The sequence below is a fragment of the Blattabacterium sp. (Cryptocercus punctulatus) str. Cpu genome, assembly GCF_000236405.1.
GTDB classification, from domain to species: Bacteria; Bacteroidota; Bacteroidia; order Flavobacteriales; family Blattabacteriaceae; genus Blattabacterium; species Blattabacterium punctulatus.
Genome location: NC_016621.1, coordinates 355,345 through 368,585, shown reverse-complemented (window position 1 = coordinate 368,585; position 13,241 = coordinate 355,345). Strand labels below are relative to the sequence as shown.

Genomic DNA, 13,241 nt, shown 5'->3' with positions numbered 1-13,241 from the left:
TTATGAATATAAATCAAATTGATGCTTTTTATTTTTTAGGAATTGGTGGGATAGGAATGAGTTCCTTAGCAAGATATTTTCATTATATGGGTAAAAAAGTTTATGGTTATGATAGATATAAAACCTTTTTAACCAAAAAATTAGAAAAAGAAGGGATATTTATCAATTATCAGGATAATATAGAAATGGTACCTGAATGGATTCATTCTCAACGATGTCTAATTGTATATACACCTGCCATCCCATCTACTCATAAACAATGGATTTTTATAAAAAAATACGGAAAAAATATCAAAAAACGTTCTCAAGTATTAGCTTTAATTACAGAAAATAAAATTTGCATAGCTATAGGAGGAACACATGGAAAAACTACTACTAGTGCTTTACTAGGACATATTTTATATAATTCAGGTAAAAAAGTTACGGCTTTTTTAGGAGGAATTTCTGAAAATTATCAATCTAATCTTATTTTAAATGGAACGGAGATTTTCTTGGTAGAAGCCGACGAATTTGATCACTCTTTTTTATATTTATCTCCTAATATTGCATGTATTACTTCTTTAGATCAAGATCATATAGATACTTATCCTAAAAAAGAATCCTTGATAAAGGCATATATAAAATTTTCCAATAAATTAAAAAATCCATATAAAAAACTCTTTCTTTGTAAAGAAGAATATTTTCCATATTCTAATAAAAATGCTATATATTATTCTGTAGGGGAAATAGGTAATTATTATTCAAATTGTATTTCTATTAAAGGGGATAAATGGTATTTTGATTTTCATACTCCAAAAGAAACCTGGAAATCTCTTTTATTACCTATTCCAGGATTACATAATTTAAAAAATGTAACTGCTGCATTAGCTATATCTGATTATTTGAAAATAGATAGTGAAAATATTAGAAAATCCTTATTTTTATTCAAAGGAATTAAAAGAAGATATTCCATACATTATCAATCTAGAAAAAAAATATATATAGATGATTATGCACATCATCCTACAGAAATTAATGCTTTGATTAGTACTATAAGAAAGTGTTTTCCTCGTAAAAAAATATTAGGAATTTTTCAACCCCATTTATTTAGTAGAACTAAATTTTTTGAAAAAAATTTTGCAAAAAGTTTAGAAAAACTTGACTTTTTAATTTTATTGGATATTTATCCAGCAAGAGAATTCCCCATTAAAGGGATTAGTTCTAATAGTTTATTAGAAAAAATAAAAATGAACTCTAAAAATAAAGAAGTTACTAGCTTATCTAGAGTTTTAGACAAAATTGAAAAAAAAAATTTTGATGTTATACTTACAATAGGTGCTGGTAATATAGATACCTTGATTTTTCCAATAAAAAAATGGTTGTATAACAAATATGGATAGATAAATTAATAATAAATGAGAAAAAATAAAAAAAATTTTATTCCTACTGTATTGTTTTTATATATAATTTTTATGACATTTTTTTTTTACTTTTCTCAAAAAATACATAAAAATAGAAATTTAAAAAAAATAAATATTATTATGGAACCATTATCCAAAAATCATTTTGTGAATGAAAAAATTATTAAAAATTTTTTATTCTCTACAACAGAAAAAATTGAAAAAAAAAATTGGTCAATTATGTATATTAAAAATGGAAAAAAATTAAATAATTACCCTTTTATAAAAAAATCTGAAGTATTTCTTAGTGCAGATGGTACCCTAAATATTAAAATTTGGCAAAAAGAACCCATTTTAAGAATAAAAAATGGTAATAAAGAATATTATCTTACTAAAGAATTGGAAAATTTAGGACTTTCTTCTTTTTATTCTTCAAAAGTTATTTTAGCAAAAGGATCCTTTTCGAAGGAAGAAAAAAAATACTTATCGGATTTAGTAAAAACCATCAATTCTGATGAATTATTGAAAAACCAAATTATTAGTATAAAGAAAACTGTTTCTAACTTATTTATTTTAATTCCAAAAATAGGTAATCATCATATTATATTAGGAAATTTAAAGGATTTTAAAAGTAAATTGAATAAATTAAAAGCTTTTTACAAGCAGTATTTAAATAAAATAGATATTAATCAATATAAAAGCATTGATTTACAATATAAGGACCAAGTAGTAGCAAAAAAAAGATAAGTCTATGGAATATCAAGATATAGCTATAGGTCTTGATGTGGGAACCACAAAGATTGTAGCTATGGTAGGAAGGATAAATGAATATAATAAAATTGAGATTTTAGGCATAGGTAGATCTAAAAGTACAGGAGTACATAGAGGTGTTGTTAATAATATCACTCAAACAATTGAAGCTATTCGTGAAGCTGTAAATGAAGCAGAACATAGTTCTGGATTAAAAATAAAAGAAGTTATTGTTGGTATTGCAGGACAGCATATCAGAAGTTTACAACATAATGATTATATTACAAGATTAGATTTTGAAAATGTTATCAATCAAAAAGATATACAAAAATTAATTAACCAAGTCCATAAACTAGTTATGCTTCCAGGAGAAGAAATAATTCATGTTCTTCCACAAGAATATAAAGTCGATAGTCAATCAGAAATTGGAGAACCTATAGGAATGTATGGAAGTCGTTTAGAGGCTAATTTTCATGTAGTGGTAGGACAAATTTCTTCAATTAGAAATATTGGAAGATGTGTAAAAGCAGCAGGATTAAATTTATCTGGTATGACTTTAGAGCCATTAGCTTCTGCAGAAGCTGTTTTAAATATAGAAGAAAGAGAAGCTGGAGTAGCATTAGTGGATATAGGAGGAGGGACTACGGATGTTGCAATATTTAAAGATAATATTATTCGTCATACTGCCGTCATTCCTTTTGGAGGAAATGTAATTACTGAAAATATTAAAACAGATTGTTTAATTATTGAACGACAAGCAGAATTATTAAAAATAAAATTTGGATCCGCATGGCCTGGAGAAAATAAAGAAACCGAAATTGTTTGCATTCCTGGATTAAGAGGTCGTGATCCTAAGGAAATTACATTAAAACTTCTTTCTCAAATTATTCATACAAGAGTTTGTGAAATTTTAGAGCAAGTTAATATAGAAATAAAAAATTATGGAAATGAAGAGCAGAAAAAAAGACTTATAGCTGGAATAGTGATGACAGGGGGGGGATCTCAACTAAAACATATTAGACCCTTAACAGAATATATTACTGGAATGGATGTACGTATCGGTTATTCTAATGAACATATTTCAGGAGGAGAAAATGGAATGATAAGTGATCCAGAATATGCTACATCGATAGGTTTAGTGATAAAGGGAATTGAAGATAAAAAAAAATATATTTGCACAGAAATGGAGTCTAGATATTATGATGAAACTTCAGAATTTTTTTCTTCAAAATTATATGATAAAAACCGTAGATTCAATAATAAACAGGACACAGAGAATAAAAAAAATAAGAAAAAATCTAAATCTTTTCTTGAAATTTGGGCTGATAAGTTCCGTCAAATACTGAATGATACAGAATAAATAATGAAAAAAGAAAATTTTATACAAAAAAAAGAAAACGTCCCATTTGGATTTTCTAAAAATCGTTCAGCTTCTATTAAAGTTATTGGTGTAGGAGGTGGGGGAAGTAATGCTTTAAGTTATATGTTTGAACAAGGTATTACTGGTGTAGATTTTATAGCATGTAATACGGATGCACAAGCGTTAAATAATAATCCAGTTCCATTAAAAATTCAATTAGGGGCTTCTATTACAGAAGGATTAGGAGCTGGTGCCGATCCAGAAGTAGGAGAAAAAGCGGCCTTAGAAAGTCTAGAAGAAATCAAAAGTATTTTAGATTCTAATACAAAAATGACTTTTATTACAGCAGGAATGGGAGGAGGTACTGGAACTGGGGCTGCTCCAATTATTGCCGGTATTTCTAAAGAAAAAGGAATTCTTACTGTAGGTATTGTAACAATTCCATTTCATTTTGAAGGAAAAATGAGATTACAACAAGCTCAAAAAGGAATAGAAACATTAAGAAAGAATGTTGATTCTCTAATTGTTATTAATAACGATAAATTAAGAGAATTATATGGAAATCTTGGATTTAAAGCAGGATTTTCAAAAGCAGATGAAGTTCTTACTACTGCAGCTAAGGGAATAGCCGAAGTTATAACCCACCATTATAAACAAAACATAGATTTAAGAGATACTAGAACGGTACTTAAAGAAAGTGGGACGGCGGTTATGGGATCATCTATTTCTGTCGGTGAAAATAGAGCAAAAGAAGCCGTTGTACAAGCATTAGATTCTCCATTATTGAATGATAATAAGATAACTGGAGCAAAAAATGTTCTTTTACTTATTGTTTCAGGAAAAATTGAAATTACTATAGATGAAATTGGAATCATTAGTGATTATATACAGGCAGAAGCCGGAAATAATGCTAATATTATTATGGGAATCGGAGAAGACGAAAATTTAGAAGAAAGTATTTCAGTTACTATAGTAGCTACTGGTTTTCCAACAGAAGTACAAAGGGTTATTAATCACGAAGAAAAAAAAATATTTCATAGGTTAGAAGAACCTTATAAACAAAGATTAACAAAAATAGAAGAAATTCCTTCTTATTATAATTCTCAACGAATAGAATCTATTACTTCAAAAAAAGACATTTATAATAAAAGGGATTCATCGATAAATTATAAGGGGGAATTTTCCTTAAATTTAAATCAAAAAAAAAATATGATTAATCATCCTTCCAGTTCTTTAGTAGAAAAAAAATATAAAAGATATATGCTAGAAGATAATTTTAATATTCCTATTTCCTACGAAGAAAAAAATAAAATATTGAAAAATAATAAAATGAAACTTACTAATAAAATTATAATAAAAAAAGAAAATAATAAACATGAATAGATAAAAAATTTTTAGATGAACTATTATATATATCTTTTTTTTGATGGAAAATCCTAGTATTCCAAAAGGAACAAGAGATTTTTCATCTATAGAGATGAATAGAAGAAACTATTTAATTCAAATTATTCGAAATAAATTTGAACTTTTTGGGTACTATCCTATAGAAACTCCTTCTTTTGAAAATATTTCTACTCTTATTGGAAAATATGGACAAGAAGGGGATACCCTTATGTTTAGATTACTTCATTCAGGAAATTTTTTAAAAAAAGGAATTTCAGATTTTTTGATGAAAAATAAAGAAATTAAAGTTGATATTATTAAAAAATTATTGACCGAATATATATCTAATAAAGCACTTAGGTATGATTTAACGGTACCTTTTGTACGTTATGTAGTGATGCATAGAAATGAAATTTTTTTTCCTTTTAAAAGATATCAAATACAACCTGTATGGCGAGCAGATAAACCACAAAAAGGAAGATTTAGAGAGTTTTACCAATGTGATGCCGATTTTATAGGAATCGAATCCTTATCTTTATGGTCAGAAATTGAACTTATTAAACTTTGTGACGAAATTTTTACTAAATTAAATTTTCCTATAATAATTCATATTAATCATAGAGATATCTTAGGAGGATTAGTAGAAATTTCTGGAATAAACAATAATTTATGGAAAGATTTTACTATTTCTTTGGATAAATGGAATAAAATGGGAAAGAATATAGTAAAAAAAGAAATGTTACGTAAAGGTATTTCTTCCGAATCTTTTGAAAAGATCGCATATTTTTTTGATATGAAAGAAAATTTTTACAAAAAAATAGAATCTTTAACTTTTGCTTTAAAAAACTCTAAAAAAGGAAAAAAAGGTATAAAAGATCTTAGCTTTATCTTTAGAAAAATAAAAAATATTTCTTTAAAAAATACAAAATTGGAATGGAATATTTCTTTAGCTAGAGGAATGAATTATTATACAGGAACTATATTTGAAATATTTCCAAAGTATCATCATAAGGAATCTAGTCATTTAAATTCTATTGGAGGAGGAGGAAGATATGATCAATTATCTAGTTTTTTTGGAATGAAACATTTTTCTGGAGTAGGGGTATCTTTAGGTTTAGATAGAATTTATTTATCTATGATAAAAGAAAATTTATTCCAGAATATTTCTAGTGCTCCTTCAAAAATATTGTTTATTAATTTTGGGGATGAAGAGGTTTTATATGCATATAATATGATAAATTTTTTGAGAAAAAAAGGAATATCCACTCAATTATATCCAAATGCTGTTAAAATAAATAAACAATTTAGATATGCGAACGATAATAATATTCCATTTACTATTAGTATAGGAAAAAATGAAATAGAAAAAAATAAAATACGAGTAAAAAATATAAAAAAAAGAGTAGAAATAGAATATGATAATATCAATGATTTTTTTCATCAATTAAGTAAAGATTCCTTTTAAATTAACATATAATAAAATATAAAAATAAACTTTTATTTATTGATTAATAGGCTTTTTTATTCCAAAGTACATAACCTATTATAGATAGTACTGCAAGAAAAATAAATAAAAAACCTGTTAATATAAGACCTTTAAAAAAATAAATGGGGATAGATATTAAATTTCCAACCAGCCAAAATATCCAATTTTCTACTTTTTTCATAGCCATTTGATACATTCCAGAAAAAAAAATACCAGTTGTCAATACATCCATCCAATCGGAATAATTTTTAAGTTTTCCATTAAAAAAATAAACCGTTATACTGAGAATACAAGTTGATAAAAGAAATAAAGCTGTATAGAAGTAATCTTTTAAATTGGAATAAGTTATAGGTATTTTTTGGTTTTTTTTATCCTTTTTGTAGGTCCATAAATACCATCCATAAAAACCCATTCCTGTATAATATATATTGATAATAAAATCTCCATAAAGAGAGAATATAAAAGTTAAATAACTGTATATAACGGTACTAAATATTCCTATTGGATATAACCATATATTATTTTTTTGTGCAAAAATTACACTAAATATACTAAGTATTACAGCTATTAATTCTAAAATGATATTACCCCAACTTTTATTATGATAAGGCGATAAAAATATATTTATCCATTCATTCATCCTAAATTCTATTTTTATTTATCATCTATAATATAAACTAGATAATGGTTATCTATTTTTCTATAAAAAGCAGAGAATCTTTTACTATAGGAATTTTTTATAATCCAACAGGATATGCAAGAATCTTTTTTTATAAAAAAAGGAGAAACTTTATAGTGATTTAAAAAATTGGAGGATTGTCCTCCTTCTAACTTATATAAACTTTCTTTAATACCCCATATAATATGAAGATAATCTTCTTCGTAATTAGGATGAATAAAAACTGATTCATCATTTCTAACAAATTTTTTTTTTATTTTTATTATCTTTTGATCTTTTCTTAATTTTTCTATATCTATACCTATCGGATAGGAACTAATTGCTATAGCAATTAGTTCAAAAGAATGACTTAAAGAAATATACTTTCCTTTAGTAGGAAAAAAAAAAGGCTTTCTTTTTTCATTATACAAAAGATTCATGTTTATACCTATATATCTAAGGGCATAACGGACTCCTAAAAATTCTTTTTTACGTTTTTCTGATAAAGACAAAAAAAACTTTCTTTCTTTATCAGAAAAAATAAATTTTTCTAAAAACATAGTTTTTATATTTTTACATCTAAAAACTATAATTTTAGTGTGAATATGGTTAAATTTATTAAAAATAAACATAGAAACAGAGATACATACTTTTTCTATTAAAAAAAATTATTAAAATTCAGTCTAGCCATTTTTTTTGTACTATTGTTAAAAATATCCATATATGGATTATAATTTTTTTTTGTATGAAAAAAAAAATTTCTAAAGCATTAAAAAATGTTTTTATCCTTGAAAATAAAAAAAATATTATTGAGTCTGGAATAGTAAAAAAAATAGATGTATTTAAAGATGAAATAAGAATACATATAAGTTTATACAATCCGACTATGCATATCAAAAAAAAATTAAAAAAAGATATTTTACAATCTATAAAATATCAAAATTTAGATAAAAAAAAAATTTTTTTAAAAATAGAAATTCAATTAAAAAATACTGATAAAAAAAGATATGGTATAAAAAATATACTAGCAGTAGCTTCTGGAAAAGGAGGAGTTGGAAAATCTACTATTGCAACAAATTTAGCGGTCTCTCTAGTAAAAATGGGATTTCATGTTGGGTTATTAGATGCGGATATTTATGGTCCTTCCATTCCATTAATGTTTAACATAGAAGAAAATAAGATCCAATCTTCTATTATAAAAAAGAAAAATAATTCTTATGTAATGAATCCTATCACTAGTTATGGAGTTAAAATTATATCTTTAGGTTTTTTTTCAAAATCTGGAGAAGCTGTTGTTTGGAGGGGCCCAATGGCTACTAAGGTTTTAAGACAATTTATTCATGATACAGATTGGGGGGACTTAGATTTTTTAATTGTAGATTTACCACCAGGAACAGGAGATATTCATTTATCAATTTTACAAGATATTCCATTAAAAGGAATTATTATCGTTAGTACACCTCAAAAAATTTCTTTATCGGATGTACATAGGTCTGTAGCGATGTTTCGTATTAAATCTATTCAAGTTCCAATACTTGGAATAATAGAAAATATGTCTTTTTTTATTGAAAATAAAACCAAAACAAAACAATATTTTTTTGGTAAAAATGGAGTAAAAAATTTTTCAAAAAAAATGAATATATTTTTTCTAGGAGAGATTCCTATGTTACAAGAAATCAGAGAATATTCTGATTTAGGAGTACCAGTAGTTTTAGAAAATGATCAAATAAGAAAAATTTTTGAAAAAATTACAAAAAATATAATAAATAAATTATCTCAATAATAATTTTTTAAATTAACTAGGAACAAAGTTTGATAAAATCTTTAAAAATTAATATTAGAATAGGTATAGATTTTTCAGTTTCGTAAATAAATGGAGTCATAAAATTTATAGAATTGGAATAAGAATCTTTATTTTCATATAATCCAACTATCATGGATATAAAAAAAACTCGTAGATTCATACATCTAGCTGTTATTATATATGAAATGGTATTCATTCCAATACTATCTCCTCCCATAGATCGTATCATTGCATGTTCTGCATAGGTTTTATAATTTGGATATGGAAATGTTACATATATACCTTTTTGTATAATTATATTATGATTCATTGCAATATTTTCTGCTATTTCAAGCATCTTTTGATCATATAACTCGTTAATACAAAAATACTTATTATTTTTTTCTATAAATTTTATTATTTTAGTATTTTCTGGTAAAAAATTGATATGATCTTTTACCAGCATCAAATCTCCTATTTTATAATTTGGATTTATTCCTCCAGAAATATTAATCAATATTAATTTATCTACTCCGAGATTTTTAAAAATTATAATAGAAAAAGGAATTTTTTCATTTTCATAAAATGGTTCTATTGAAAAAATGACTTTTTTATTTTCTATTTCTCCGAAAATAAATTTTCCATATAAATTTTTTTTATTAAAATTTGGAATTTCTTCGTAAGAAATATATATAGGATTTTTTATTTTTTCTACTAATTTATTAAACTGATTTTCCAATAATATTATTCCAAAATCAGGTTTTTTTTGGATTTTTTTTTGTATATATTTTTTGATTTTTCTTCTAAAATTATTGACATAGATTAAATTTTTTCTCAATTTCTATATTATTTAAATAAAATAGAATTTTTATAATATAAAAAATGATATTCTTGATAGAATATTATTTTTTTTTATTAATAAACTTTATCTATAAAATTTTTTTAATTATTTTTACTGTATAATATTTACTTCTTTTGTTAACACGATACCTAACTTTTTTTTAATTTTTTTAGTTATTTTTTCTGAAAAATAATAAATATCCATACCACTAGCTTTTCCATAATTTACTAAAACTATAGGTTGTTTTTCATAAACCCCAACATCTCCTATTTTTTTTCCTTTCCATCCTATTGTTTCTATCAAGGAACTAGCAGATATTTTTACTTTATCTTTAGAAAAATAATATCCAATAATAGTTGAATATTCATATTGTAATTTTTTTAAATCCAATATTTTTACTATAGGATTTATAAAAAAACTACCAGCATTTCCAATTTTTTTTGGATTAGGGAGTTTTCTATTCCTAATATTAAATATCACCTTTCTTAAATCGTAAGGAGTTGGTTTTTTTACATTCATGTATTTTAATTCTTTTTTAATTTCAATGGAATAAATATTTAATTTTTTATATTTTTTACTTAATAAAAAAGAAACAGATAAAATTAAAAATTTATTTTTAACATGTGGATACTTAAAAAAAGAATTTCGATATTCTAGTTTACATTCTTCTCGGGTAAACTTTCGTATTATACCACTATAGATATCATATACTTGAACTTCTAATAAAGTATCCTTTACTTCTGATCCATATGCTCCAATATTTTGAATTGGGGAAGCTCCAACCGTACCAGGAATAAATGATAAATTTTCTAAACCATTAAATCCTTTTTTTATAGTCCAATCTACAAATTCATTCCAATTTTCTCCAGCAAAAGCTTTAACAATTACTTTAGAATTATTTTCCTTTATTATTTTTTTCCCTTTTATTCCCATTTTTATTACTAATCCTTGATAATAATTTTTTAAAAAAAGAATATTACTTCCATTTCCCAAAAAAAAAATTGGAATATATGGATATCTATCCAAAGTTTTTTGTAGATCTTCTATATTTTTCACATTTATAAAATAACGTGCATAAACATTAATTCCAAATGTATTAAAATTTTTTAGAGAAAAATTTTTTTTAATATCTAACATATAGAAAAATAATTTCATAAATTAATAAATATCATTTTTTACGTAAATATTGTAAATTTATCTATAAATCTAAAATTGTTTTTTTATGAAAAAAGGAGGAAATTTTTTTTTAGGATTGATTCTTGGAACTATCGCAGGGTTAGTAATAGGAATTATTTTATCTACAAAAAAAGAAAATAAAATGAGAAATATACTAGAAAAAAAAACTGAAGAATTAAGAAATAATTTACAAAAAATAGGTAAAAAAATTGGAAAAAAAGTAAATAGAATTAAATCTGACATTGAAGAAAAATGGAAAAAAAATAAAATAGATAAAATTGATAAAGTAGAAGAAGAATTGGGAACTTAATAATTCTTTTTTTTAATGTTCACATTTATCAAAAATTTAATCAATAAAAAATTGAACTTTTTTAAAAATGAAGCAACTAAAATTATAGTATCCATCATGACAGAAATTTTTCTGAATTTTTGTTTACTTATATTTTTTATAATGATTCTTTTTTTAGGAAGTTTTTCTTTATCTTTTTTTCTATCCTATTATTTTGGAAATTATATTTTAGGATTTGGAATTATTACTATTTTATATATTTTTCTTTTATTTTTTATCTTTTTTTTCTGTAAAAATTTTATACGATTTTTTATAAAATATTCATTTTTTAAAATTTTTGATAAAAAAAAATAAAAGGATTATGAGTAAATTAAAAGTTATTTATGGAATACATCCATTAATAGAAGCCATAAAATCCAAAATAACTATTAGAAAGCTATTTTTTCAAATAGGATGGGAAAAAGGAGCTAATATTTATAAAAAAAAATTAATAAATCTTTCCAAAAAAAATAATATCCAAATTCATTCCGTTTCAAAAAAAAAATTTGATCAATGGAAAAATAAAAATCATCAAGGAGTTTTTGCTATTCTTTCACCAATAAAAACTTATCATATAGAAGATTTGCTACCTATTTTTTATGAAAAAAAAAAAAATCCACTTTTGCTCATTTTAGATCGTATTACAGATGTTAGAAATTTTGGATCTATCATTCGTACTGCGGTATGTGCAGGTGTAGATTCTATAATAATTCCTCAAAAAAATATGGCTATGATTGGATCTGATTCAATAAAAACTTCTTCAGGTGCTTTATTTAAAGTTCCGATATGTAAAGAAAAAAATATTGTAAAAACTATTGAATATTTGATAAAATCTGGATTAAAAATCGTTTCAGCTACAGAAAAATCTAATAAATATTGGTATGATATCGATTTTTCATTTCCTACCGCTTTAATACTAGGAAATGAGGAAAATGGAATTTCCCGTAAATATTTAGAACTTTCCTATGAAAAGGCAAAAATACCATTAATAAAAGGAATATCATCTTTAAATGTTTCTGTAGCATGTGGAATCATTTTATATGAAATAGTACGACAAAGAAAAAATATAATAAAATAAATTATTTAAAAATCACTTTTAAATTGTCTTAGAAACCGAATATCATTATCAAAAAAAAGTCGAATATCATTAATTTTATAAATCAATATAGCAATTCTTTCTATGCCGACTCCAAAAGCAAATCCGGAATAAATTTCTGAATCAATATTTACGTTTTTTAATACTTTGGGATCTATCATACCACAGCCCATTATCTCTAACCATCCTCTATTATTCTTATTTTTAAAATAAATATCCACTTCAGCACTAGGTTCTGTAAATGGAAAATAGGAAGGACGAAATCGAATTTTTACTTCTCCAAAAAGAGATTTTATTAAATATTGAATAGTTTTTTTTAGATCTGAAAAAGAGACTTTTCTATCTATAGAAAAACATTCTGCTTGGTGAAACATAAAATGGGATCGGGAAGAAATTGTTTCATTTCGATATACTTTTCCTATAGATAAAATCCGAAAAGGAGGACAATGTTTTTTCATATATCGTATTTGTACAGAAGAAGTATGTGTACGTAATAAAATATCGGGATTCCTATGTAGAAAAAATGTATCCTGCATATCTCTTGATGGATGATCTATAGGAAAATTTAAAGCCGTAAAATTATGCCAATCATTTTCAATTTCAGGTCCCTCTACATAAGAAAACCCTATTTTTCTAAAAATATTGATAATTCTATTCTTTAGAATAGATATAGGATGTATAGATCCTATATCTATAGATTTTCCTGGAACTGTAGAGTCAAAATTTAAGGTATTTTCCTTTTTAATGAAATTTTTGGAATTATTTATTTGAATTTTTTTTTGAACCTTTTTTTTTAAATCATTGATGATTGTACCATATAATTTTCTTTTATAAATAGGTATTGTTTTTAATTCTTTAAATAAAATCGTTAAAATACCTTTTTTTTTACCCAAAAATTTAATTCTAAATTTTTCTAAATCTTCATATTTTTGAGCCTTAAAAATTTTTATTTCTTCTTTAATTTCATCCATTTTTTTATCCATAAAATATGATTATTGATT

At 24.0% G+C, this 13,241-nt stretch carries 13 protein-coding genes; 8 read left to right on the top strand and 5 right to left on the bottom strand.

What is annotated here, in order from left to right; genetic code table 11:
- The first annotated feature begins 2 nt into the window (after nt 1–2).
- The 5 genes from murC to hisS are packed head-to-tail and all read left to right on the top strand — an operon-like array spanning nt 3 to nt 6,337.
- Nucleotides 3–1,379, top strand: a complete 1,377-nt coding sequence (murC, locus tag BLBCPU_RS01805) for a UDP-N-acetylmuramate--L-alanine ligase (protein WP_014246294.1) — start codon at nt 3–5, stop codon at nt 1,377–1,379.
- A 15-nt stretch (nt 1,380–1,394) separates the two neighbouring features.
- Nucleotides 1,395–2,126 (top strand): cell division protein FtsQ/DivIB, encoded by a 732-nt coding sequence (locus BLBCPU_RS01800; RefSeq protein ID WP_014246293.1) that lies wholly within the window; start codon nt 1,395–1,397, stop codon nt 2,124–2,126.
- A gap of 4 nt (nt 2,127–2,130) precedes the next feature.
- On the top strand, nt 2,131–3,489 hold the full coding sequence (gene ftsA / locus BLBCPU_RS01795) for a cell division protein FtsA (RefSeq protein WP_014246292.1): 1,359 nt from the start codon (nt 2,131–2,133) through the stop codon (nt 3,487–3,489).
- A 3-nt stretch (nt 3,490–3,492) separates the two neighbouring features.
- Nucleotides 3,493–4,872 carry a cell division protein FtsZ gene (gene ftsZ, locus BLBCPU_RS01790; RefSeq protein WP_014246291.1) on the top strand — a complete coding sequence of 460 codons (1,380 nt, stop codon included), beginning with the start codon at nt 3,493–3,495 and terminating at the stop codon, nt 4,870–4,872.
- A gap of 43 nt (nt 4,873–4,915) precedes the next feature.
- On the top strand, nt 4,916–6,337 hold the full coding sequence (gene hisS, locus BLBCPU_RS01785) for a histidine--tRNA ligase (protein WP_014246290.1): 1,422 nt from the start codon (nt 4,916–4,918) through the stop codon (nt 6,335–6,337).
- Nucleotides 6,338–6,380: 43 nt separating this feature from the next.
- Here the strand turns inward: hisS and pnuC are convergent, their stop codons facing one another.
- Nucleotides 6,381–6,998: a nicotinamide riboside transporter PnuC gene (pnuC, locus tag BLBCPU_RS01780; protein WP_014246289.1), complete on the bottom strand. Its 618-nt coding sequence runs from the start codon at nt 6,996–6,998 to the stop codon at nt 6,381–6,383.
- A gap of 14 nt (nt 6,999–7,012) precedes the next feature.
- A complete protein-coding gene (locus tag BLBCPU_RS01775; RefSeq protein WP_014246288.1) occupies nt 7,013–7,648 on the bottom strand; it encodes a 4'-phosphopantetheinyl transferase superfamily protein in 636 nt (211 codons plus the stop codon).
- 113 nt (nt 7,649–7,761) lie between these two features.
- Here BLBCPU_RS01775 and BLBCPU_RS01770 point away from each other — a divergent pair, with 113 nt between their 5' ends.
- Nucleotides 7,762–8,799 carry an Mrp/NBP35 family ATP-binding protein gene (locus BLBCPU_RS01770; protein WP_014246287.1) on the top strand — a complete coding sequence of 346 codons (1,038 nt, stop codon included), beginning with the start codon at nt 7,762–7,764 and terminating at the stop codon, nt 8,797–8,799.
- A 16-nt stretch (nt 8,800–8,815) separates the two neighbouring features.
- On the opposite strand, the gene BLBCPU_RS01765 is transcribed toward BLBCPU_RS01770, so the two are convergent.
- A complete protein-coding gene (locus BLBCPU_RS01765) occupies nt 8,816–9,637 on the bottom strand; it encodes a purine-nucleoside phosphorylase (protein ID WP_014246286.1) in 822 nt (273 codons plus the stop codon).
- 114 nt (nt 9,638–9,751) lie between these two features.
- Nucleotides 9,752–10,777: a UDP-N-acetylmuramate dehydrogenase gene (gene murB / locus BLBCPU_RS01760; protein ID WP_014246285.1), complete on the bottom strand. Its 1,026-nt coding sequence runs from the start codon at nt 10,775–10,777 to the stop codon at nt 9,752–9,754.
- 85 nt (nt 10,778–10,862) lie between these two features.
- On the opposite strand from murB, the gene BLBCPU_RS01755 reads away from it, so the two are divergent.
- On the top strand, nt 10,863–11,126 hold the full coding sequence (locus tag BLBCPU_RS01755) for a YtxH domain-containing protein (protein ID WP_014246284.1): 264 nt from the start codon (nt 10,863–10,865) through the stop codon (nt 11,124–11,126).
- A gap of 340 nt (nt 11,127–11,466) precedes the next feature.
- Nucleotides 11,467–12,222 carry a 23S rRNA (guanosine(2251)-2'-O)-methyltransferase RlmB gene (gene rlmB, locus BLBCPU_RS01745; protein ID WP_014246282.1) on the top strand — a complete coding sequence of 252 codons (756 nt, stop codon included), beginning with the start codon at nt 11,467–11,469 and terminating at the stop codon, nt 12,220–12,222.
- A gap of 5 nt (nt 12,223–12,227) precedes the next feature.
- Here rlmB and BLBCPU_RS01740 read toward each other — a convergent pair whose 3' ends face one another.
- On the bottom strand, nt 12,228–13,223 hold the full coding sequence (locus BLBCPU_RS01740) for a phenylalanine--tRNA ligase subunit alpha (protein WP_014246281.1): 996 nt from the start codon (nt 13,221–13,223) through the stop codon (nt 12,228–12,230).
- Nucleotides 13,224–13,241: the final 18 nt, after the last annotated feature.

What these genes read in the sequence shown, in the direction of transcription:
- murC (WP_014246294.1), top strand. Translation starts at nt 3, where the DNA reads ATGAATATAAATCAAATTGATGCTTTTTATTTTTTAGGAATTGGTGGG.
- BLBCPU_RS01800 (WP_014246293.1), top strand. Translation starts at nt 1,395, where the DNA reads ATGAGAAAAAATAAAAAAAATTTTATTCCTACTGTATTGTTTTTATAT.
- ftsA (WP_014246292.1), top strand. Translation starts at nt 2,131, where the DNA reads ATGGAATATCAAGATATAGCTATAGGTCTTGATGTGGGAACCACAAAG.
- ftsZ (WP_014246291.1), top strand. Translation starts at nt 3,493, where the DNA reads ATGAAAAAAGAAAATTTTATACAAAAAAAAGAAAACGTCCCATTTGGA.
- hisS (WP_014246290.1), top strand. Translation starts at nt 4,916, where the DNA reads ATGGAAAATCCTAGTATTCCAAAAGGAACAAGAGATTTTTCATCTATA.
- pnuC (WP_014246289.1), bottom strand. Translation starts at nt 6,998, where the DNA reads ATGAATGAATGGATAAATATATTTTTATCGCCTTATCATAATAAAAGT.
- BLBCPU_RS01775 (WP_014246288.1), bottom strand. Translation starts at nt 7,648, where the DNA reads ATGTTTATTTTTAATAAATTTAACCATATTCACACTAAAATTATAGTT.
- BLBCPU_RS01770 (WP_014246287.1), top strand. Translation starts at nt 7,762, where the DNA reads ATGAAAAAAAAAATTTCTAAAGCATTAAAAAATGTTTTTATCCTTGAA.
- murB (WP_014246285.1), bottom strand. Translation starts at nt 10,777, where the DNA reads ATGTTAGATATTAAAAAAAATTTTTCTCTAAAAAATTTTAATACATTT.
- BLBCPU_RS01755 (WP_014246284.1), top strand. Translation starts at nt 10,863, where the DNA reads ATGAAAAAAGGAGGAAATTTTTTTTTAGGATTGATTCTTGGAACTATC.
- rlmB (WP_014246282.1), top strand. Translation starts at nt 11,467, where the DNA reads ATGAGTAAATTAAAAGTTATTTATGGAATACATCCATTAATAGAAGCC.
- BLBCPU_RS01740 (WP_014246281.1), bottom strand. Translation starts at nt 13,223, where the DNA reads ATGGATAAAAAAATGGATGAAATTAAAGAAGAAATAAAAATTTTTAAG.